Annotated in this window: 16 protein-coding genes and 1 tRNA gene; all 17 read left to right on the plus strand. The window is 72.1% G+C overall.

Annotated elements, in window-relative coordinates; genetic code table 11:
• Positions 1 to 153: 153 nt before the first annotated feature.
• The 17 genes from ACFWOG_RS18845 (at position 154) to ACFWOG_RS18925 (ending at position 21,558) form a co-directional block, all read left to right on the plus strand.
• Positions 154 to 1,041, plus strand: coding sequence for a hypothetical protein (locus ACFWOG_RS18845; RefSeq protein ID WP_380359711.1), 888 nt, complete (start codon positions 154 to 156; stop codon positions 1,039 to 1,041).
• A gap of 117 nt (positions 1,042 to 1,158) precedes the next feature.
• Positions 1,159 to 2,031: a hypothetical protein gene (locus ACFWOG_RS18850; RefSeq protein WP_380359712.1), complete on the plus strand. Its 873-nt coding sequence runs from the start codon at positions 1,159 to 1,161 to the stop codon at positions 2,029 to 2,031.
• A gap of 412 nt (positions 2,032 to 2,443) precedes the next feature.
• Positions 2,444 to 3,007, plus strand: a complete 564-nt coding sequence (gene rplJ, locus ACFWOG_RS18855) for a 50S ribosomal protein L10 (RefSeq protein ID WP_329885423.1) — start codon at positions 2,444 to 2,446, stop codon at positions 3,005 to 3,007.
• Between the two features lie 87 nt (positions 3,008 to 3,094).
• Positions 3,095 to 3,478: a 50S ribosomal protein L7/L12 gene (gene rplL / locus ACFWOG_RS18860; protein WP_329885736.1), complete on the plus strand. Its 384-nt coding sequence runs from the start codon at positions 3,095 to 3,097 to the stop codon at positions 3,476 to 3,478.
• A gap of 723 nt (positions 3,479 to 4,201) precedes the next feature.
• The gene (gene rpoB, locus ACFWOG_RS18865) at positions 4,202 to 7,678 is read left to right on the plus strand and encodes a DNA-directed RNA polymerase subunit beta (protein ID WP_329885422.1); all 3,477 of its coding nucleotides are present in this window, start codon (positions 4,202 to 4,204) and stop codon (positions 7,676 to 7,678) included.
• Between the two features lie 98 nt (positions 7,679 to 7,776).
• Positions 7,777 to 11,670: a DNA-directed RNA polymerase subunit beta' gene (locus tag ACFWOG_RS18870; RefSeq protein ID WP_329885421.1), complete on the plus strand. Its 3,894-nt coding sequence runs from the start codon at positions 7,777 to 7,779 to the stop codon at positions 11,668 to 11,670.
• 242 nt (positions 11,671 to 11,912) lie between these two features.
• Positions 11,913 to 11,986 (plus strand) — tRNA-Met (locus tag ACFWOG_RS18875).
• Between the two features lie 177 nt (positions 11,987 to 12,163).
• Positions 12,164 to 12,835, plus strand: a complete 672-nt coding sequence (locus ACFWOG_RS18880) for a hypothetical protein (protein ID WP_380359715.1) — start codon at positions 12,164 to 12,166, stop codon at positions 12,833 to 12,835.
• Positions 12,828 to 14,153: a sensor histidine kinase gene (locus tag ACFWOG_RS18885; protein WP_380359717.1), complete on the plus strand. Its 1,326-nt coding sequence runs from the start codon at positions 12,828 to 12,830 to the stop codon at positions 14,151 to 14,153. Before ACFWOG_RS18880 ends, ACFWOG_RS18885 begins: the two co-directional genes overlap by 8 nt.
• Positions 14,150 to 14,830, plus strand: coding sequence for a response regulator transcription factor (locus ACFWOG_RS18890; protein ID WP_329950370.1), 681 nt, complete (start codon positions 14,150 to 14,152; stop codon positions 14,828 to 14,830). Before ACFWOG_RS18885 ends, ACFWOG_RS18890 begins: the two co-directional genes overlap by 4 nt.
• A 120-nt stretch (positions 14,831 to 14,950) precedes the next feature.
• Entirely contained in the window at positions 14,951 to 15,565 is a 615-nt protein-coding gene (locus ACFWOG_RS18895; protein ID WP_380359719.1) for a hypothetical protein, read from the plus strand.
• Positions 15,566 to 15,704: 139 nt separating this feature from the next.
• The gene (locus ACFWOG_RS18900) at positions 15,705 to 16,445 is read left to right on the plus strand and encodes an NAD-dependent deacetylase (protein ID WP_380359721.1); all 741 of its coding nucleotides are present in this window, start codon (positions 15,705 to 15,707) and stop codon (positions 16,443 to 16,445) included.
• 227 nt (positions 16,446 to 16,672) lie between these two features.
• Positions 16,673 to 18,082, plus strand: coding sequence for a methyl-accepting chemotaxis protein (locus tag ACFWOG_RS18905; RefSeq protein ID WP_380359722.1), 1,410 nt, complete (start codon positions 16,673 to 16,675; stop codon positions 18,080 to 18,082).
• Positions 18,079 to 18,609: a hypothetical protein gene (locus ACFWOG_RS18910; protein WP_380359724.1), complete on the plus strand. Its 531-nt coding sequence runs from the start codon at positions 18,079 to 18,081 to the stop codon at positions 18,607 to 18,609. The genes ACFWOG_RS18905 and ACFWOG_RS18910 overlap by 4 nt, the downstream gene beginning before the upstream one ends.
• An 84-nt stretch (positions 18,610 to 18,693) precedes the next feature.
• Positions 18,694 to 19,353 (plus strand): VWA domain-containing protein, encoded by a 660-nt coding sequence (locus tag ACFWOG_RS18915; RefSeq protein ID WP_329950375.1) that lies wholly within the window; start codon positions 18,694 to 18,696, stop codon positions 19,351 to 19,353.
• Between the two features lie 13 nt (positions 19,354 to 19,366).
• Positions 19,367 to 20,581, plus strand: a complete 1,215-nt coding sequence (locus ACFWOG_RS18920) for a PP2C family serine/threonine-protein phosphatase (protein WP_380359726.1) — start codon at positions 19,367 to 19,369, stop codon at positions 20,579 to 20,581.
• The gene (locus ACFWOG_RS18925; RefSeq protein WP_380359728.1) at positions 20,578 to 21,558 is read left to right on the plus strand and encodes a hypothetical protein; all 981 of its coding nucleotides are present in this window, start codon (positions 20,578 to 20,580) and stop codon (positions 21,556 to 21,558) included. Before ACFWOG_RS18920 ends, ACFWOG_RS18925 begins: the two co-directional genes overlap by 4 nt.
• Positions 21,559 to 21,666: the final 108 nt, after the last annotated feature.

Consider the following 21,666-nt stretch of genomic DNA (forward strand, 5'->3'; position numbering starts at 1 on the left):
CCCGCACCCCTTCGCCGGGGGTGCGGGCCCGCCGTCGTTTCCCGATCGAGATCCCGCCAGTGGGGAACTGTTGCGCGGTCCGTCGTACGCTCGGCCGGACCGATCACGCGCCCCGACCGGGGCCGCATCCCAGCCCGACCGCCGGAGTGTGCCGTGCCGTCCGCCCCCCGCCCCGCCGTCAAGGGCGCGGCCCTCCTCCTGCTCGCCGCCGGTCTCACCGCGTGCAGTGTGCTGGCCGTCTCCGGGGAACGCACTCCGGACAGCGGCCGACCCACCGTCCGGCCGCCCCGGGAGGTGCTGCTGTCGGCCGCCCAGCGGCTGGACGACGTCGGCGGCGCGCGGGTCCAGCTGGTCGAGGAGGGACCGGCCGGGCGGCGGAGCGCGAGCGGGACGGTCTCCTGGGGCGCCCACGACGCGGCCGACCTGACCGTGACCGACGAGCTGGGCACCGGCAGGCTGAGCGGCCGGGACGGCGTCCTGGACCTCGGGTACCCGGGCGCGGCGCCGAAGCGCGCCGAGCGGGCCGACGCCGAGTCGCTGGACTCCCGCGCGAGCGCCGCCGGCCGGGGCGGCTGGGCCGGCGGGTGGATGACCGGCCTGGTCTCCAACCCCGGCGGGCAGATGCACTCGATGGCGCTGGCGGGCAAGCTCAGCTCCCTCGGCGGCGAACAGCTGAACGGCGGGACCGTCGCCCACTACCGGGGCACCGCGTCGGTCGAGGACTTCTTCGCCGCCGACGAGGGGCTGGGCCCCGAGCGGCTGGCCGCGGTGGTCGGGTACCACCGGCAGCGCGGGGTCACCGGCGTCGGCTACGACTTCTGGGTGGCTCCGGGGGACCGGCTGCTCCGGGTGCGGTCCACCTTCCAGGGCACCGCCGGGGCGGTGGTGACCACGACGGAGGTCGCCGAGCCGGTCGAGCCGGGCGCGGAGTCGGGCGCCGCCGAGCCGGGGGCGGGGCCGTCGGCCGTGCAGCCGTCGGGTCCGGAACCGGTTCCGGGGCCTGCTCCGGGCTCCGCTCCGGCGGCCGTCCCGGTCGGCTGACGCCGCGTCGCAGGGGGGCGCCGCCGGGCGCGCGGGCGCCGGGTGGCAAGGTGGCGGGGAGAGGGCGGCCAGGGAGCGCGGCCGCCGGGGCGGGAACGGTACGAAGGGGAGACGGGGATGGCGGTGCGGCAGCGGCTGGCGGCGGCGGTGGCCGTCGCGGTGCTGGCGGGCGGCCTGACCGGTTGCAGCGGGTCCGGCGGCCCGGCGCCGGGTCCGTCCGCTTCCGGCGCCGCGACCCCGACCCCGAGCAGTGCCTCGCCGACCTGGCCGGCCAGGCCGACCGACCGCTCGCCGCACGGCGTGCTGCTCTCCGCCCAGCTGGCCATGCAGACCGCCCGCCGGGCCAAGGTGAGCTACCGCCTGGGGGCGGACGCCGGCTCGGGCCCGCTGTTCTGGCAGCCGAAGACCGCGCTCCAGGTCAAGCGGTCCACCCCGGCCGAGGCCGAGCAGCTGATCGTCGTGGACACCGTCGCCTACCAGGGCGGGGACGCGGCCACCGCGGCCCGGCAGGGCGGGCGGCACTGGGAGCGGTTCGCCGTGGCGCCCGGCCCGGAAGGGCACCGGGAGGTCCCGTACGCGGGGCTGATCGACCTGCTCAACCCGGTGGTGGCGCTGGCCGCCGCGACCGCCGACGGCGTCACCGCGCAGTACGTCGGCGAGGAGAAGTTCGAGGACTCCACGGTCGAGCACTACCGGGCCGTCACCGACGCCGCGCGCTACGCGGCGGCCCAGACCCAGCTCGGCCAGGCCCGCCGGGACGGCCTCCGGACCGCGCTGGCGCCCGGTGGCTCGGCCTCGCTCACCCTGGACCTCTGGCTGAACGACAAGGACCAGCTGGTCCGGCTGCAGCGGACCGGCGCCGGGGAGAGCGGCCGGGTGGACGACTCGGTGCTCTACACCGATCCGGGCGGGGCGCTCTCGGTGCAGGCGCCGGCGGAGGCGGACACGGTGGACGTGGGCATCCGGAGCATCTCGCCGTTGAGCCGTTGAGCCGTTGAGCCGAAGGGCCTTGGGCCGAGGGCTGTCGCGCCGCGGGACCGCCGGCCCCGGGCCGGCCTGCGGCTTCGGGCAGATGGGCGATTTGCCCCGGGCGGCGGCGTCCCGCTACTGTGGCGGAAGCCAAAGACCGCTGGTTGTCGCCGTGGGCCCGCGAGGGACCGCGCGACCGAAGGATCTGCGCTTCACGCGCAGGCAGCCCGCGCAGGATTGTTTGGAGCTTGGACTTCCGGCCCGTGCGCCTCGTGCACACGTCCGTCGAGGTCGTACTGAGCCCCGTGCGCCTGCGCACCGGGGCTCTTCTGCATTTTCCGCAGGGGGATCCCTTCCGTCCAGTGGTCCACGGCTGAATGGTCGACTTTCGCGGTCGGCCGGACTTCGACATCACGGAAGGAGGCGTAAGCCTATGGCTAGGCCCGACAAGGCTGCTGCCGTCGCCGAGATCACGGAGCTTTTCCGTGGCTCGAACGCGGCGGTGCTGACCGAGTACCGCGGTCTCACGGTGAAGCAGGTTAAGACCCTGCGTCGCTCGCTGGGCGAGAACGCCCAGTACGCCGTGGTGAAGAACACGCTGACCAAGATCGCGGCCAACGAGGTCGGGATCACGGAGCTCGACGACCTGTTCGCCGGTCCGACGGCTGTCGCCTTCGTCACCGGTGACCCGGTGGAGTCGGCGAAGGCTCTGCGTGACTTCGCCAAGGACAACCCCGCTCTCGTCATCAAGGGCGGTGTCCTTGACGGTAAGGCGCTGACCGCCGACGAGATCAAGAAGCTCGCGGACCTCGAGTCCCGCGAGGTGCTGCTCGCCAAGCTGGCGGGTGCCCTGAAGGCCAAGCAGTCCCAGGCTGCCGCGCTCTTCCAGGCCCTGCCGTCGAAGCTCGTCCGCACGGTGGACGCGCTGCGCGACAAGGTCGAGCAGGGCGGTGCCGGTACGCCGGCTCCCGCCGCCGAGGACGAGGCCGCCGAGTAATTCGGCAGGCTCACGCCTCGCTGCGGGCCCGTACGCCCGCCAACCCGTACATCCGGCACCACCTGCCGATTTAGTGGAAGGACGCCAATCATGGCGAAGCTGTCCCAGGACGAGCTGCTCGCGCAGTTCGAGAACCTGACCCTCATCGAGCTGGCCGAGTTCGTCAAGGCGTTCGAGGCGAAGTTCGACGTCACCGCCGCCGCCCCGGTCGCCGTCGGCATCGCCGGCCCGGCCGTCCCGGCCGAGGTCGTCGAGGAGCAGGACGAGTTCGACGTCATCCTCGAGGGTGCCGGCGACAAGAAGATCCAGGTCATCAAGGAGGTGCGCACCCTGACCTCCCTCGGCCTGAAGGAGGCCAAGGACCTCGTTGACACCGCTGGTGCCAAGGTCCTGGAGAAGGTTGCCAAGGACGTTGCCGAGAAGGCCAAGGCCGCCCTTGAGGGTGCCGGCGCCAAGGTCACCGTCAAGTGATCTCGCGCCCCCTCCTCTGAGGGGGCCTGAGGCCGGGCCGATCACCCTTACGGGTGGTCGGCCCGGCCTTTTCGCGTTCCCGGCCCAGGACGGGCCCACAGGCCCGCGGAGGGCCGGCCGGACGGGTCGTACACCGGAGTGGCCGAACGTCCACTCGGCACTGTCGGTGCGGGCGGGTATGGTGATCGCTGTCATCGCCTGACGCTCCCACCACGGCTTCTGTAACGCCGGGGGGCCCACGGCCGATGGACGGGTCGAGGTCCGCAGCCGGAGGCGGGCCCTTGACGAACCGGACGGGTCGCGCGATTCTCAAGGCGCGAGTCCGACCCGGTTGGTCCGCCGCTGGATGCATAACCAGTGGCTCCGGCGGGAAGTGACTCCACGTGAGTCCTGGGCCCGGCAAGTCCGGGCCGATGCAGTACCCGTCGGGCGTTCGCGTCCGACGGCAACCGGGAGGAGTCTCCGATTCGGTCTCCGAATCAGAGCTGGACAGCAGTGTCGCCATTGGCTACACTGTCCCTTTGCGCTGCCTGTTAGCTGCTCCGTGACTCGTCGCCCGGAGTATGCGTTGCCCTGAAGGGGTCTGGCATCGCCTCCGCAAAGCGGCTCTGACCTGGGATTCACTCCCGGGCGGAGGCCGGCGGCGAGGAGGCGGGACCAAGCCCAGCCAGGCCCGGCTGGTACGCGCGTAGTGAGCTCCGAGCCCTCGGAAGGACCCCCCTCTTGGCCGCGCCGCGCAACGCCTCGAACAATTCCGCCGCATCCACCGCCCCGCTCCGCGTCTCGTTCGCGAAGATCAAGGAGCCCCTCGAGGTACCTAACCTCCTCGCCCTGCAGACCGAGAGCTTTGACTGGCTGCTCGGCAATGCGGCCTGGAAGTCCCGGGTCGAGGCGGCGTTGGAGAGTGGTCAGGACGTCCCCACGAAGTCCGGTCTGGAGGAGATCTTCGAGGAGATCTCCCCGATCGAGGACTTCAGCGGGTCGATGTCGCTGACCTTCCGCGACCACCGTTTCGAGCCGCCCAAGAACTCGATTGACGAGTGCAAGGACCGCGACTTCACGTTCGCGGCCCCGCTCTTCGTCACGGCCGAGTTCACCAACAACGAGACCGGTGAGATCAAGTCTCAGACGGTCTTCATGGGCGACTTCCCGCTCATGACCCACAAGGGCACGTTCGTGATCAACGGCACCGAGCGTGTCGTCGTGTCGCAGCTGGTCCGCTCCCCGGGCGTGTACTTCGACTCCACCCTGGACAAGGTGTCCGACAAGGACATCTACTCCTGCAAGGTCATCCCCTCGCGTGGTGCCTGGCTGGAGATGGAGATCGACAAGCGCGACATGGTCGGTGTCCGCATCGACCGCAAGCGCAAGCAGTCCGTCACCGTGCTGCTCAAGGCGCTCGGCTGGACCAACGAGATGATTCTCGAGGAGTTCGGCGAGTACGAGTCGATGCGCGCCACCCTGGAGAAGGACCACACCCAGGGCCAGGACGACGCGCTGCTCGACATCTACCGCAAGCTGCGTCCGGGCGAGCCGCCGACCCGCGAGGCCGCGCAGACGCTTCTGGAGAACCTCTACTTCAACCCGAAGCGCTACGACCTCGCCAAGGTCGGCCGGTACAAGGTCAACCGGAAGCTGGGCAACGCCGAGTCGCTGGACTCCGGCGTGCTCACCGAGCCCGACATCATCGGTGCGATCAAGTACCTGGTGAAGCTGCACGCCGGCGAGGTCGAGTGGAGTGACGAGACCGGCCGCGACATCGTGGTCGAGGTCGACGACATCGACCACTTCGGCAACCGCCGCCTGCGCAACGTGGGCGAGCTCATCCAGAACCAGGTCCGTACGGGTCTCGCCCGTATGGAGCGCGTCGTGCGTGAGCGCATGACCACCCAGGACGTCGAGGCGATCACGCCGCAGACCCTGATCAACATCCGGCCGGTCGTCGCCTCCATCAAGGAGTTCTTCGGCACCAGCCAGCTGTCGCAGTTCATGGACCAGACGAACCCGCTGTCGGGCCTGACCCACAAGCGCCGTCTGTCCGCCCTCGGCCCCGGTGGTCTCTCCCGTGAGCGCGCCGGCTTCGAGGTCCGTGACGTGCACCCCTCGCACTACGGCCGCATGTGTCCGATCGAGACCCCGGAAGGCCCGAACATCGGTCTGATCGGGTCGCTGGCCTCGTACGGCCGGGTCAACGCGTTCGGTTTCATCGAGACCCCGTACCGCAAGGTCATCGAGGGTGTCGTCACCGAGCAGGTCGACTACCTCACGGCCGACGAGGAGGACCGCTACGTCATCGCGCAGGCCAACGCCCCGCTGACGGCGGAGCTGACCTTCGCCGAGCCGCGTGTCCTGGTCCGCCGCCGTGGCGGCGAGATCGACTACATCCCGGGCACCGAGATCGACTACATGGACGTCTCGCCGCGCCAGATGGTGTCGGTCGCGACCGCCATGATCCCGTTCCTCGAGCACGACGACGCCAACCGCGCGCTCATGGGCTCGAACATGATGCGCCAGGCGGTGCCGCTGCTGAAGAGCGAGGCCCCGCTGGTCGGCACCGGCATGGAGTACCGCTGCGCCGTCGACGCCGCGGACGTCATCACGGCCGAGAAGCCGGGTGTCGTCCAGGAGGTCTCGGCCGACTACGTCACCGTGGCCAACGACGACGGCACGTACACCACGTACCGCGCCGCCAAGTTCACCCGCTCCAACCAGGGCACCGCCTTCAACCAGAAGGTGCTCGTGGACGAGGGCGCCCGGGTCGAGGCCAACCAGGTGCTGGCCGACGGCCCGTGCACCGACGAGGGCGAGATGGCCCTCGGCAAGAACCTGCTCGTGGCGTTCATGTCGTGGGAGGGTCACAACTACGAGGACGCGATCATCCTGTCGCAGCGCCTCGTGCAGGACGACGTCCTCTCCTCGATCCACATCGAGGAGCACGAGGTCGACGCCCGTGACACCAAGCTCGGCCCCGAGGAGATCACCCGGGACATCCCGAACGTCTCCGAGGAGGTCCTCGCCGACCTCGACGAGCGCGGCATCATCCGCATCGGCGCCGACGTCGTCACCGGCGACATCCTGGTCGGCAAGGTCACCCCGAAGGGTGAGACCGAGCTGACCCCGGAGGAGCGCCTGCTCCGCGCGATCTTCGGTGAGAAGGCCCGTGAGGTCCGCGACACCTCGCTGAAGGTGCCGCACGGTGAGTCCGGCAAGGTCATCGGCGTCCGCGTCTTCGACCGCGAAGAGGGCGACGAGCTGCCCCCGGGCGTCAACCAGCTGGTCCGCGTCTACGTGGCCCAGAAGCGCAAGATCACCAACGGTGACAAGCTCGCCGGCCGTCACGGCAACAAGGGCGTCATCTCGAAGATCCTGCCGGTCGAGGACATGCCGTTCCTGGAGGACGGCACCCCGGTCGACATCATCCTCAACCCGCTGGGTGTCCCGTCCCGAATGAACCCGGGACAGGTCCTGGAGATCCACCTCGGGTGGCTCGCCAAGCAGGGCTGGGACGTCTCCGGCCTCGCCGACGAGTGGGCCCAGCGCCTGCAGGCGATCGGCGCCGACACCGTCGAGGGCGGCACCAACCTCGCCACCCCGGTCTTCGACGGCGCCCGCGAGGACGAGATCACCGGCCTGCTGGACAACACCACCCTCACCCGTGACGGTGAGCGCCTGGTGAACTCCACCGGCAAGGCCCGGCTGTTCGACGGCCGCTCCGGCGAGCCGTTCCCGATGCCGGTCTCGGTCGGCTACATGTACATCCTCAAGCTGCACCACCTGGTCGACGACAAGCTCCACGCCCGCTCGACCGGCCCGTACTCGATGATCACCCAGCAGCCGCTCGGTGGTAAGGCGCAGTTCGGTGGTCAGCGCTTCGGTGAGATGGAGGTGTGGGCCCTTGAGGCATACGGCGCGGCCTACGCGCTGCAGGAGCTCCTCACCATCAAGTCCGACGACGTTCTCGGCCGTGTGAAGGTCTACGAGGCCATCGTCAAGGGCGAGAACATCCCCGAGCCCGGCATTCCCGAGTCCTTCAAGGTGCTCATCAAGGAAATGCAGTCGCTCTGCCTCAACGTGGAGGTGCTGTCCTCGGACGGCCAGTCCATCGAGATGCGGGACTCCGACGAGGACGTGTTCCGCGCCGCCGAGGAGCTCGGCATCGACCTGTCCCGGCGCGAGCCGAGCAGCGTCGAAGAGGTCTGACGGAGGCTGGGCCGGCCCGGTGACGGGCCGGCCCGCCCCCAGGCCCCCCTCAGACCACATGAACGACTCTCGACTTACGAAAGAGGGCTTGACGACCAGTGCTTGACGTCAACTTCTTCGACGAGCTCCGCATCGGCCTGGCCACCGCCGACGACATCCGCCAGTGGTCCCACGGCGAGGTCAAGAAGCCGGAGACCATCAACTACCGCACCCTGAAGCCCGAAAAGGACGGACTCTTCTGCGAGAAGATCTTCGGCCCCACCCGGGACTGGGAGTGCTACTGCGGCAAGTACAAGCGCGTCCGCTTCAAGGGCATCATCTGTGAGCGCTGCGGCGTCGAGGTGACCCGCGCCAAGGTGCGCCGTGAGCGGATGGGCCACATCGAGCTGGCCGCCCCGGTCACCCACATCTGGTACTTCAAGGGTGTGCCGTCCCGCCTCGGCTACCTGCTCGACCTGGCGCCGAAGGACCTCGAGAAGGTCATCTACTTCGCCGCCTACATGATCACCTGGGTCGACGACGAGCGCCGCCAGCGCGACCTGCCGTCCCTGGAGGCGCACGTCTCGGTCGAGCGTCAGCAGATCGAGAACCGTCGCGACTCCGACCTCGAAGCCCGCGCCAAGAAGGCCGAAACCGACCTGGCCGAGCTGGAGGCCGAGGGCGCCAAGGCCGACGTGCGCCGCAAGGTGCGCGAGGGCGCCGAGCGCGAGATGAAGCAGCTGCGCGACCGCGCGCAGCGCGAGCTCGACCGTCTCGACGAGGTGTGGGCGCGCTTCAAGAACCTCAAGGTCCAGGACCTGGAGGGCGACGAGCTGCTCTACCGCGAGCTGCGCGACCGCTTCGGCACCTACTTCTCCGGCTCGATGGGCGCGGCGGCCCTCAAGGACCGCCTGGAGACCTTCGACCTGGCGGAGGAGTCCGAGCGCCTGCGCGAGATCATCCGCACCGGCAAGGGCCAGAAGAAGACCCGTGCGCTCAAGCGCCTCAAGGTCGTCTCCGCGTTCCTGCAGACCACCAACAAGCCCAACGGCATGGTGCTGGACTGCGTCCCGGTCATCCCGCCGGACCTGCGTCCGATGGTGCAGCTGGACGGTGGCCGCTTCGCGACCTCCGACCTGAACGACCTGTACCGCCGCGTGATCAACCGCAACAACCGCCTGAAGCGGCTTCTCGACCTCGGCGCGCCCGAGATCATCGTGAACAACGAGAAGCGCATGCTTCAGGAGGCCGTCGACGCGCTGTTCGACAACGGCCGTCGTGGTCGCCCGGTCACGGGCCCCGGCAACCGCCCGCTGAAGTCCCTCAGCGACATGCTGAAGGGCAAGCAGGGTCGTTTCCGTCAGAACCTGCTCGGCAAGCGAGTCGACTACTCGGCCCGTTCGGTCATCGTCGTCGGCCCGCAGCTCAAGCTGCACCAGTGCGGTCTGCCCAAGGCCATGGCGCTGGAGCTCTTCAAGCCGTTCGTGATGAAGCGCCTGGTCGACCTGAACCACGCGCAGAACATCAAGTCGGCCAAGCGCATGGTCGAGCGCGCCCGCCCGGTCGTGTGGGACGTCCTCGAAGAGGTCATCGCCGAGCACCCGGTGCTGCTGAACCGTGCACCCACCCTGCACCGCCTCGGCATCCAGGCCTTCGAGCCCCAGCTGGTCGAGGGCAAGGCCATCCAGATCCACCCGCTCGTCTGCACCGCGTTCAACGCGGACTTCGACGGTGACCAGATGGCCGTCCACCTGCCGCTCTCCGCGGAGGCGCAGGCCGAGGCCCGCATCCTGATGCTGTCCTCGAACAACATCCTGAAGCCGGCCGACGGTCGCCCCGTCACCATGCCGACCCAGGACATGGTGCTCGGTCTGTTCTTCCTCACCTCGGACCGGCCGAAGGTCAAGGGCGACGGTCGTTCCTTCTCCTCGACCGCCGAGGCGGTCATGGCGTTCGACGCCAAGGAGCTGGACGTCCAGGCCGTCATCGACGTCCGCCTGCCGATCGGCACCGTCCCGCCCCGCAGCTGGACCCCGCCGGTCGACGAGGACGGTCAGCCGGCCTGGTTCGAGGGCGAGTCCTTCCGTCTGCGCACCACCCTGGGCCGCGCGCTCTTCAACGAGCTGCTGCCCGAGGACTACCCGTTCGTCGACTACGAGGTGGGCAAGAAGCAGCTCTCCGCGATCGTCAACGATCTGGCGGAGCGCTACCCCAAGGTCGTCGTCGCGGCGACCCTGGACAACCTGAAGGCGGCCGGTTTCCACTGGGCCACCCGCTCGGGTGTCACCGTCTCGATCTCGGACGTCGTCGTCCCGCCGCAGAAGGCCCAGATCCTCGAGGGCTACGAAGCGCAGGCCGAGAAGATCCAGAAGCAGTACGAGCGCGGTCTGATCACCAACGACGAGCGCAAGCAGGAGCTCATCGGCATCTGGACCCGGGCGACCAACGAGGTCGCCGAGGCGATGAACGCCAACTTCGAGAAGACCAACCCCATCTTCATGATGGTGGACTCGGGCGCTCGAGGAAACATGATGCAGATGCGCCAGATCGCCGGTATGCGTGGTCTGGTGTCGAACGCGAAGAACGAGACGATCGCCCGTCCCATCAAGGCGTCGTTCCGTGAGGGCCTCACCGTCCTCGAGTACTTCATCTCGACCCACGGTGCCCGTAAGGGTCTGGCCGACACCGCTCTGCGTACCGCCGACTCCGGCTACCTCACCCGTCGTCTGGTCGACGTCTCCCAGGACGTCATCATTCGCGAGGAGGACTGCGGCACCGAGCGCGGCCTGAAGCTGGCGATCGGCACCGTCGGTGCCGACGGCGTCCTGCGCAAGACGGACGACGTCGAGACCAGCGTCTACGCCCGCATGCTCGCCGAGGACATCACGGTGGACGGCAAGCTCCTTGCCACCGCCAACACCGACCTCGGCGACGTGCTGATCGACGAGCTGATCCGCCACGGCATCAGCGAGGTCAAGACCCGCTCGATCCTGACCTGTGAGTCGGCCGTCGGCACCTGTGCCTTCTGCTACGGCCGCTCGCTGGCCACCGGCAAGCTGGTCGACATCGGTGAGGCGGTCGGCATCATCGCCGCCCAGTCCATCGGTGAGCCCGGTACCCAGCTGACCATGCGTACCTTCCACACCGGTGGTGTGGCCGGTGACGACATCACGCAGGGTCTGCCGCGTGTCGTCGAGCTCTTCGAGGCCCGTACCCCCAAGGGTGTGGCCCCGATCTCGGAGGCGCAGGGCCGGGTCCGCATCGAGGACACCGAGAAGACCCGCAAGCTGGTCGTCACCCCGGACGACGGCACCGACGAGATCGCCTACCCGGTCTCGAAGCGTGTGAAGCTGCTGGTCGGCGAGGGCGAGGCGGTCGAGGTCGGCCAGAAGCTGACCATGGGTGCCACCAACCCGCACGACGTCCTGCGCATCATGGGCCAGCGTGCCGTCCAGATCCACCTGGTCGCCGAGGTCCAGAAGGTCTACAACTCGCAGGGCGTGTCGATCCACGACAAGCACATCGAGATCATCATCCGGCAGATGCTCCGCCGCGTGACGATCATCGAGTCGGGCGACGCCGAGCTGCTCCCGGGCGAGCTCGTCGAGCGCGGCCGCTTCGAGCAGGAGAACCGTCGCGTGGTCTCCGAGGGCGGTCACCCCGCCTCCGGCCGTCCGCAGCTGATGGGTATCACCAAGGCCTCGCTGGCCACCGAGTCCTGGCTGTCGGCCGCCTCCTTCCAGGAGACGACCCGGGTCCTGACCGACGCGGCGATCCACGCCAAGTCGGACCCGCTGCTGGGCCTCAAGGAGAACGTCATCCTCGGCAAGCTCATCCCGGCCGGTACGGGTCTGCCCCGCTACCGCAACATCCGGGTCGAGCCGACCGAGGAGGCCAAGGCCGCGATGTACTCGGCCGTCGGCTACGACGACTACGACCTGTCGCCCTTCGGCGCCGGCTCCGGCCAGGCGGTCCCGCTGGACGACTACGACTACGGCCCGTACACCGGCTGAGTCCACGGTTGAACCGCAGGGCGGTCACCCCTCACGGGGTGGCCGCCCTGCGGCGTTCCCGGGGCTTCCTGGGGGCTTCCCGGGGCTCCTGGTGCCTGGTCTCCCGCCCGGTGCGGGCCCGTGCTGCGGGGCGTTCGGTCCCCGGTCGGTCCCCGGTGGGTGGCCGGCGGGTGGTGTTTTCGGGGGCCGGGGGAGTCCGGTTAGGTTTCCCGGCCGTGGTCGCGTAAGGTCGTGTTTACCGACGCGGGGTGGAGCAGCTCGGTAGCTCGCTGGGCTCATAACCCAGAGGTCGCAGGTTCAAATCCTGTCCCCGCTACTGAATCGAAGGGCCCGGAGGCACATCGCCTCCGGGCCCTTCGGCGTTTCCCCGTTTCCTCCGCCCTCCCTCCTGCGGGGGAGGGCGGGAAACGGGTCGGGCGGGGGAAGCGGGGGCGGGGGCCGGCGCGGCAGGCTCGGGGCGTCGGCAACGGACGTGGACGAGAGGGTGTCGGGGATGGGTGCGAAGCGGGCGTTGGGGGCCGTGGCGATCACGGGGGCGGTGCTGCTCGGGTCGGTGGGGTGCTTCTGGGACGAGGACGAGCGCCGGACGGTCTCCTACGGGGTGGCCGAGCCGGTGCGGGAGCTGGTGGTCGAGGGGCGGACCGGGGGGATCGAGGTCCGCGCGGGGGACACGGTGCGGGTGGTCGAGAAGCAGAGCTACCGCGGCCCCGCGCCGGAGACCCGGCACGAGGTGCGGGACGGCACGCTCAGGCTGGCGTACGACTGCTCGGACTGCGGGGTGGGTTACGAGGTGACCGTGCCGGCCGGAACGGTGGTGCGGCTGAGCAGCGAGACCGGCGGGATCCGGCTGCACGGGCTGGCCGGCGAGGTGGAGGCCAAGGTGGGCACCGGTGGCGTCCAGGGGACGGCGCTGACCTCGCCGACGGTACGGGTGAGCGCCGAGACCGGTGGTGTCGAGGTGGCGTTCGCGGCGAGCCCGACCACGGTGGAGGCGCGGTCGGTGACCGGCGAGGTCAGGGTGCGGGTGCCGGGCGGGGAACCGTACGCGGTGGACGCGGAGGCGGTGACGGGCGGGGTCGAGGTGGCGGTGCCCCGGCAGGCCGGCGCGCCGCGCACCATCTCGGCGCGGACCGACACCGGGGGTGTGGTGGTCACCGATGCCTGACGGCGTGGTGCGGGACGCCGGCCGGGGCGTGCTCACGCTGCTGCCGGTCGGGCATGATCTTCTCCGCGGGGTGGGCCTCCCCGCGGACGGGGGAGGTGTCACGGTGGGGCGAGCGGTGCGCTGGCGGGCGGGGCTGGCCGGGGTCAACCCGTACGTGGTGGACGGGCTGTTGACGGTCGGCTCGGCGGGGGTCTCGCTCTGGTCGGTGTACCACGACGACACGGCGTGGTCCTGGTGGGCCTATCTGCTGGCCCTGGGGACGGCCCTGCCGTTGCCGTGGCGGCGGATCGCCCCGGTCACGGTGCTGGCGGTCAGCGGCGGGGTGTCGGCGGTGCTCTCGGTGCTCGCCCACTCGGCGATGCCGCAGCTGCCGTTGTACGCCGTGGTCACCCTCTACACGGTGGCCGACCGGGCCAGGGACGGGCAGCGCTGGGCCGTGCTGGCCGTGGTGGTGGTCGCCAACGTGGTGGGGACGCGGTCGCCGAACGGCATGCTGTTCTCGCTGCTGACCTCGGTCGGGGCGTTCGTCTTCGGCTCGCTGGTGCGTGAACTGCGGAGGCTGGCGCAGGTGGAGTCGGAGCGGGCGCGGGAGGCCGGGCGCCGGGCGGCCAGCGACGCGGCGCGCGCGGTGGCCGAGGAGCGGGCCCGGATCGCCCGGGAGATGCACGACATCCTGGCGCACGCCGTCTCGCTGATGGTGATCCAGGCGGAGGCGGGGCCGGTGGTGGTGCGTTCGGACCCGGAGCGGGCGATCAGGACCTTCGACACCATCGCCGACTCCGGGCGGGACGCCATGGTGCAACTGCGTCGGGTGCTCGGCGTGTTGAAGGAGGAGGGGGCGGCGCCCGAACTGGCGCCGCAGCCGCGGCTGGCGGAGCTCGCGGCGCTCGCGGAGCGGGTGCGTACGGCCGGGCTCTCGGTCGATCTCGACCTCGGACGCGTCGGCGGTCCGCTGCCGGCGGACGTGGAGGCGGCCGCGTACCGGATCGTGCAGGAGGCGCTGACCAACACGGTCAAGCACGCGGGCGCCTCGCACACGCTGGTGCGGGTGGTCCGGGAGGGGGAGGAGCTGGCGGTCGTGGTCTCCGACGACGGGCGCGGTGTGCCGTTGCCGGCCGGCCGGGCCGCGAGCGGCTGGTCCGGGGGGCGCGGGCTGGTCGGCATCCGGGAGCGGGCGGCGGCCTGCGGCGGCCGGGCCGAGGCCGGTCCCGGGCCCGGCGGCAGGGGTTTCCTGGTGAGCGCCCGGCTGCCGCTGGGGGCGTCCGGGCTGGTGGGCGGAGTGGGTGGAGTGGGCGGAGTGGGCGGAGTGGGTGGATGAAGCCGATCCGGGTGGTCGTCGCGGACGACCAGGAGCTGGTGCGGGCCGGGTTCGGGATGATCCTGGACGCGCAGCCGGACATCGAGGTGGTCGCCGAGGCGGGCGACGGCGCGGAGGCGATCGAGGCGGTCCGGGTGCACGGGCCGGACGTGCTGCTGCTGGACGTCCGGATGCCGGTGATGGACGGGCTGGAGGCGGCCCGCCGGGTCTGCGCGGAGTACCCGGAGACGAAGGTGATCATGCTGACCACCTTCGACGCCGACGACTACGTCTTCGACGCGCTGTACGCGGGAGCCAGCGGGTTCCTGCTGAAGGACGTCCGCCGGGACGACCTGGCACACGGTGTGCGGATGGTGGCGTCCGGAGAGGCGCTGCTGGCGCCGTCGGTGACCCGCCGGCTGATCGGGGAGTTCGCCGCCCGGCGGCCGGGCGGCGCGGAGCGGGCGGTACGGCCGCCGTCCGGGCTGCTGGAGCAGCTGACCGGGCGCGAGCGGGAGACGCTGCGGCTGCTGGCCCGGGGGCTCTCCAACGCCGAGATCGCCGCCGAGCTGGTGGTGAGCGAGCACACGGTGAAGACCCATGTCAGCAATGTGCTGGGCAAGCTGGGTCTGCGTGACCGGGTGCACGCGGTGGTGTTCGCGTATGAGGCGGGCGCGGTGGTGGCGGGCGAGGGCTGACGGCTCCCCCGCGCGGGGGAGGGGCCGGATTCGCCGGTGCGGGCGATCCGCGACGAGGGCGGCGGCGGACAGGATCCGGGGTGTCGGAACAACGACGGCCCCAACCTCGGGAGAGCACCCATGGACACCTCGACGCTCGGTCGCGCCACCCCGTTCGCGGTCATCGGCGGACCCGTTCTGATGGCGCTGTACGGCGGCATCCGGCTGCTGGACGGATCGCGTGACCCCGGTGCGGGCTGGCTGGTCGGTCACGGCCTGATGCTGGCGGGGCTGGTGCTGTTCGCGCCGGTGCTCGTCGCGCTGGAGCGGTGGCCGGCGCCGCACCGCACGGCGGCGGGCAGGGTCGCGGCGCGCGCCGCCCTGGGGGTGGCGTCCGCAGGGCTGGCGGCGTCGGTCGTGCAGATCGTCATCGACCTGTACGTGGGGGCGGTGGCCGTCGACAAGGCGGACCAGCACCGGCTGTTCGACAGCGTCCAGAGTCATCCGGGGGTGGTGCCGGTGGTCTACTCGGTCGGTCCGGTGCTGTTCTACGTCGGTCTGCTGGCGCTGCTGGTGGCCGGCACGGTGGGCCGGGCGCGCACGCTGCGCTGGTGGAGCCCGGTGCTGGTGCTGGCCGGGACGGTGCTGACGGCGGCGGACCTGGCGCTGATCCCGGTCGCTGCGGGCTGCTATCTGGTGGCCCTGGCTCCGTTGGCGGGCTTCGGCGCCGGCGCCGGGCGGCCGGTCGTGGCCTGAGCGGGCCTGAGCGGGCCTGAACGGGGCCTGGGCGGGGCCTGGCCGGGCCTGGGCGGGGCAGGCCGGGGCGCGGGTCTGCGCGCGACCTGGGGCGGATATCGGTGGCGGGCCGGCGAGGAGCGGCCGTACCGTCCGGGGCATGAACGCGAAGCGCCCGCTGATCGCCGTGCTCACCGGCGCCGGCATCTCGACCGACTCCGGCATCCCCGACTACCGCGGCCCGAACGGACTCTGGCAGCGCGATCCGGAGGCCCCGCGGCTGGTCACCATCGGCCCGTACACATCGGACCCGGACGTTCGCCGCCGGTCCTGGCTGATGCGCGCCGAGGTCGGTGCGCAGGCCGCCGAGCCGAACGCCGGGCACCGGGCGCTGGTCGACCTCGAACAGTCCGGGCTGCCCGTCCGGGTGCTCACCCAGAACGTCGACGGGCTGCACCAGCGGGCCGGCCAGTCCCCCCGCAAGGTGCTCGAACTGCACGGCACCGCGCAGGAGGTGCAGTGCATGCGGTGCAAGGTGGTGGGCCCGGTGGCGGAGGCGCTGGACCGGGTGGCGGCGGGCGAGCCGGACCCGGACTGCCGGGCCTGCGGCGGGGTGCTGCGGCCGCGGACCGTCATGTTCGGCGAGCAGCTGGACCCGAAGGTGATCCAGCAGGCCGACGCCGTCAGCAAGGCCTGCGACCTGTTCCTCGCCGTCGGCACCAGCCTGCAGGTCTTCCCGGTGGCCGAACTGCCGTACAGCGCGCTCGGGAACGGGGCCCGGCTGATCGTGATGAACGGCGAGCCGACCCCGTTCGACGAGGTCGCCGACGAGGTGATCCGCGAGCCCATCTCCACCGCGCTGCCGGACCTGGTCCGCCGGCTGGTGGCCCGGTACGTCTGAGACCTCCGGCGCCGCCCGGGCCCCCGGGGCCCGGGCGAGTCGGTGACGAACAGGTATCCACTGGACGAACTGCCCAGTCCCGCAGGGTGGTTCTGCGCTACGCTGCGGCACGGAGCGGCGTGGCCGGATTCCGGCCACCGGGGGGAGGCTGCGCGGGCGGCTCCGCCCGCGCACCGCACCGGCCACGGGCGTTCACCCCCGCGGCGGCGCGCACCGAAGGAGCCCTCATGACGTCAGGTCGACTGCTGGACCGTCGTGCGATCGGGGGTGAGCTGCGCGCTCTGGCGGCCAGGCCCGGCCTGGTGAGTCGTCAGGAGGAGCTCAAGGAGCTCGGGTTGGCGATCTCGGGCACCGGCGACCTGGACCAGTGGGCCGACCTCGACCTGGTGCAGAGCTTCGTCCGGCCGGAGAGCGTCCGGGCGGCGGTTCGGCCGCGGCCCGAACCGAGGTTCTGGTCCTGGCTCGAAGTCGCCCTGGGTGGACTGGTGTTCGTCCCGCTGCTGGTCACCTGGGCCGGCCTGATGCAGGCGACCAGCGCCTACCAGGCCCTGATCGGTGCGGATGCGGCGCAGGCCGCCCGGCCGTTCCTCCAGCTCTGGCAGACCGGCTTCGAGGGCCGGCTGGCCGGCTGGGCCACCTTCGGCGACATCGCGCTGTCCGCCACGCTGTTCATCGCCCTGCTGCTGGTCTTCTCCGTCGCGCACGGCGTCCGCAGGGCCGGGACCGAGCGCCGCGAGACCGGGGCGGTGCAGGAGGCGGAGGAGCTGCTGGCCGAGCTGGCCCCGGCGCTCACCCGGGCGCAGCTGGTGCTGAACGAGCGCCGCCGGTCCTCGCCGCAGCGGTTCGTGGCCGAGCTTACCGGCGCGGCGGAGACCCTGGAGCGGCTCGGTCGGCAGGCCGCCGACACCCAGCGGGACCTCAGCGACGCGGCGCTGGTGGTCGAGCGGTCGGTGGCCGGGGCCAGGGAGCGGCTGGCCGAGGTGGGCGCGGCGGTGGACCCGCTGCGGCGGGCGGTCGACGGGATCGAGAAGGCGGTCGACGGCGTGGGGAAGGCCGTGCGGGACAGCGGCGAGAAGCTCGCCGGGACCGTCCGGGACGGCGCCGCCGCCACGGACGACCTGGTCCGGCGCGGCGGGCAGCAGGCGGCCGACGCCGCCGATGCCGTACGGCGGGCCACCGAGCGGGTCGGCGCCGAACTGTCCGACGCGGGCGAGCGGGTGGAGGACGCGGTGCGGGACCTCGCGGTCGCCCAGCGGGGGTTCACCACCGGCGCGGAGACCGTCGCCGACGTCGGCGGGCGGCTGCTGGAGCAGCTCGACGGGCTGGCCCGGGAGGTCGCGTCGATGGCCGACCGGGTCACCGCGGCGGCCTCGGCGGCCGCGGCCGCGGCGGCGCGGATGGACGCCCGGGACGAGCGGCGGGCCCCGGGCCCGGGAGCACTGCTGGTCAAGACCGTGTCGGAGCCCGGACCGGGCGCGGGCGGCACCCGCTCGCGCCCCTCGGACCCGTCGGACGCCCCGGGGACGCCGGGCGTCTCGGACACGGTCGCGGACGCGGTCGCGGTCGCGGTCGCGGTCGCGGTCGAGCAGACGCTGCTGGAGCTGGACGAGGTGCCGGTGCGGCAGGCGGGCCGATGAGGGACCGGTTCCGAACCGGGCGGCCGCGCGTCCGGAGCGCACACCTCGCGGGCTGGCTCTTCGCGGACCTGCTGCTGGTCCTGGCCCTGGTCGCGATGGGCGACCAGGGTGACCCGGTGGCGGCCGCGCGCGCCACCGCGACGCCCGCGGCCACGGCCACGGCCACGGCCGACGCGAGTGCCACCGCCTCCGAGACACCCCGGCCGACGCCCACCCCCACCGGCCCGCGCGGGGTGGAGCACGACGCGGTCACCGTCGACGTCACCGGGGACTCCTCCGACACGGCCGGCCTGGTGGCGCAGATCCGCGCGGCCACCGAGCGGTACGCCGGGCGCCAGGCCGCGGTGGTGCTCACGTTCGGCAGCAACCGCGACCCGGGCGCCGGACAGGCGTACGCGCACACCGTCAACGGGCTGCTCGCGCAGGCCCGTCCGGAGATGTTCCGGGGCACCACCACCCGGGACTTCATCTCGCTGACGGACAACCCCCGGCACGCCTCGCTGGAGATCTACTTCTACACCGGCTGACCGGGGCCCCGGCCGTCCGGTCCGGGCCCCGTTCCGAACCGTGCCCCACACCCGCTGTGAACTGCGAGACCAAGGAGAAGTGCCGTGCAGATCCTCCCGTTCTACGCCGTGTGCGACGAGTCGGGGTCGATGAGCGCCGACATCGACACCCTCAACAAGGCCCTGTTCAACCTCCACCAGGAGATCAGCACCAACCCGACCATCTCCGACAAGACGCGGTTCGGGCTGATCGGCTTCTCCACCGACGCCAACGAGCTGCAGCCGCTGGTCGATCTGAGCGACCTGGACGAGCTGCCCGCCCTGGAGGCCTCCGGCCTGACCTCCTTCGGCAACGCCTTCACCCTGCTCCGGCAGTCCATCGAGCGGGACGTGCAGCAGCTGAAGGCGGAGGGCCACGACGTCTACCGTCCGGTGGTCTTCTTCCTCTCCGACGGCGTGCCGACCGACTCCGACTGGGAGCAGCCGTACCAGGACCTGCTCGCCGCCGCGTTCCGGCCGCACATCATCGCCTTCGGCATCGGCCAGGCGGACCGCACGGTGATCGCGCACGTCGCCACGTTCAAGGCCTTCATGCAGGAGGAGGGGTCGGCGGACCCGGCGGTCGCGCTGCGGGAGTTCGCGGCCAGCCTGACCCGGTCGATTGTCCGCTCGGTGAGCGGGGCGACCGCGGCCGGGCAGGGCATGAGCCTCCAGGTCGACGACCACGTGCCCGGGTTCACCGCCGTCTCGCTCGACAAGCTCTGAGCGGGGTCGCCAGGTGAACCCGTACGACAATCCGCAGGGCAGTCCGTACGACAACCCGCACGGCAACCCGCGGGGCGGTCAGGGGCCGGAGCGCGTGTCCGAGCGGGCCTTCGACCCGATCGACGTCGCCTCGTCCGTCTACGAGCACGGCTGGGGGCCGGGCCCGGTCGCCCCGGCCCCGGCCAGGCCCGTGCCGTCCACCCCGGTGCCGTTCCTGCCGCATCCGGCCACCACCGGGCCGGACGCGGCGGGGCAGCCCGGCCGCGACCGACCTGCGGCGGCCCCCGGCGTGCCGCCGGCACCGGCGGCGGGAGCGTCCGGCCTGGTGCCGGTGTCGGGCGAGGAACCCGGCGCCGTCCACCACGTCGGCCGCAAGCCCCCGGCCTACACGCCCGAGCCGACCGGCATCGCCGACGTCGGCGCCGACCTCTACGCGGGGACGCTGCCCGACACCGTGGTGGACGGCGGCACCTTCGGCCCGGTCACCGTCCGGGCCGCCTCCGTCCGCGGCGACTCGCACCGCTACCGGGGCGAGTGCCGCCAGGACGCCGTCCTGGTCACCCGGGCCGGTGACCTGCTGCTGCTCGCGGTGGCCGACGGCGTCGGCTCCCAGCAGCACTCCCAGCGCGGTTCCAACGGCGTCCTGCGGCTGCTGGCCCGGCAGGTCGCCCACAAGGCGGAGACGCTGCTGGCCTGCCTGCGGATCGGGGCCGAGGCCGACTTCGCGGTGCTCATGGGGCAGATGGTCGCGGCGGTGGCGGGCGAGCTGGCGAAGGACGCGGGGCAGTGGGGCCTGGACCCCAAGTCGTACTCGACGACGCTGCGCGCCCTGCTGGTGCCGGCCGACGCGGACGTCACCGCCCGCGGCTTCGTCTCGGTCGGCGACGGCGGCCTGCTGCGCCTGCGGGAGGGCGGCTGGACCAACTGCGAGCAGGACGAGGACGACGGCGCGCTGATCAGCACCCGGACCCACTGCCTGCCCGAGGCCTACGAGCAGACCCGGGTCCGGTTGATCACCGACACGCGCCCCGGCGACCTGCTGGTGCTGTGCACCGACGGTCTGGCGCTGCCGTTGCTGAAGGAGCCCGACCTGCAGGACTTCCTCGCCGACCGGTGGGGCGGTCCGGACGTCCCCGGCCTGGCCGAGTTCCTCTGGCAGGCCCAGGTGAGGGTGCGCAGCTACGACGACGACCGCACGGCCGTCTGCCTCTGGGAGGCCGCCCGGTGAGCGCCCCGGACATCGCCACGGCGCTGGCCGGCGGGGCGGACGTGGAACTCGCGCTGCTGGCGGTGGGGGCCGAGGCCGGGCGGGGTGGCCAGGGCCTGGTGCAGCGCCTGGCCGGCTACCCGGGCCTGCTGTTCAAGCGTTACCTCGACCCCGGGAAGGTGCACGGCCCGGCCCTGGCCGAGCTGGTCGCCCTGCGCCTCGCACTCCCCGGGGAGGAGCGGGACCGGCTGGACGCGCAGGCCGCCTGGCCGCTCTGCCGGGTGGTCGACGGCCCGGGCTGCGTCGGGTTCCTGATGCAGGAGGCGCCGGCCGCGATGTCCTGGCAGACGGGTGCCGGCGGGCGCAGGCTCACCGAGGCGCAGTACCTCTTCTACCCGGAGAAGCCCGCGACCCAGGGCGTGGTCCGCCCGGACCCGGAGCAGCGGCTCGCCCTGGTGCTGGAGCTGGCCGGGCTGATCGAGCGCCTGCACCGCTGGGGGCTGGTGATCGGTGACCTCTCGCACGCCAACGTGCTCTGGTCGGTGGTCCCCGAGCCCGCCGTCCATCTGCTCGACTGCGACGGTGTCCGCCGGGTCGGGGCGGCGCCGGTCCTGGAGCAGACCGACACGCCCGACTGGGCGGACCCGCTCTCCCCGCACGGCAGCAGCGCCACCGTGGACAGCGACCGCTACAAGGCGGCCCTGCTGTTCGGGCGGACCCTGGCCCAGGACCCCTACCTCACGCCGGGGCAGCCGTTCGAACCGCTGCCGGACGTGCTGACGGACCGGCAGCTGGCGACGGTCCGCCGGATCTGGGAGCAGGCCGGCGGGCCGTACGGGACCAGGCCGGACCTGACCGCCTGGCTGCTGGCGCTCGGCGGCCGGGGCAGCATCCCGCTCGGGGCCGGCGGTCCGGCCAGGGCCGCCCGCCCGGTCGACGAGCGGCTGTTCGACGGTCGGGCCCCGCGGGGCAGCATCCCGCTGCGCCGCCCGACCTGACGCGGGCGGGCCGGAGGCCGGCGGGCCGCACGGGGGGCGTAGGAGGAGGGCCCGTACGAGGAGGGCCGCACGGGGGCGCGGTACACGGGGGCGCGGTGCACGGGGGAG

Origin of the sequence: Kitasatospora sp. NPDC058406 (assembly GCF_042722765.1) — a bacterium.
GTDB lineage: Bacteria > Actinomycetota > Actinomycetes > Streptomycetales > Streptomycetaceae > Kitasatospora.

Bases quoted from the DNA above. Each gene is read 5' to 3' on its own strand.
- ACFWOG_RS18850 (WP_380359712.1), top strand. From the start codon at position 1,159: ATGGCGGTGCGGCAGCGGCTGGCGGCGGCGGTGGCCGTCGCGGTGCTG.
- rplJ (WP_329885423.1), top strand. From the start codon at position 2,444: ATGGCTAGGCCCGACAAGGCTGCTGCCGTCGCCGAGATCACGGAGCTT.
- ACFWOG_RS18880 (WP_380359715.1), top strand. From the start codon at position 12,164: ATGGGTGCGAAGCGGGCGTTGGGGGCCGTGGCGATCACGGGGGCGGTG.
- ACFWOG_RS18885 (WP_380359717.1), top strand. From the start codon at position 12,828: ATGCCTGACGGCGTGGTGCGGGACGCCGGCCGGGGCGTGCTCACGCTG.
- ACFWOG_RS18890 (WP_329950370.1), top strand. From the start codon at position 14,150: ATGAAGCCGATCCGGGTGGTCGTCGCGGACGACCAGGAGCTGGTGCGG.
- ACFWOG_RS18895 (WP_380359719.1), top strand. From the start codon at position 14,951: ATGGACACCTCGACGCTCGGTCGCGCCACCCCGTTCGCGGTCATCGGC.
- ACFWOG_RS18900 (WP_380359721.1), top strand. From the start codon at position 15,705: ATGAACGCGAAGCGCCCGCTGATCGCCGTGCTCACCGGCGCCGGCATC.
- ACFWOG_RS18905 (WP_380359722.1), top strand. From the start codon at position 16,673: ATGACGTCAGGTCGACTGCTGGACCGTCGTGCGATCGGGGGTGAGCTG.
- ACFWOG_RS18910 (WP_380359724.1), top strand. From the start codon at position 18,079: ATGAGGGACCGGTTCCGAACCGGGCGGCCGCGCGTCCGGAGCGCACAC.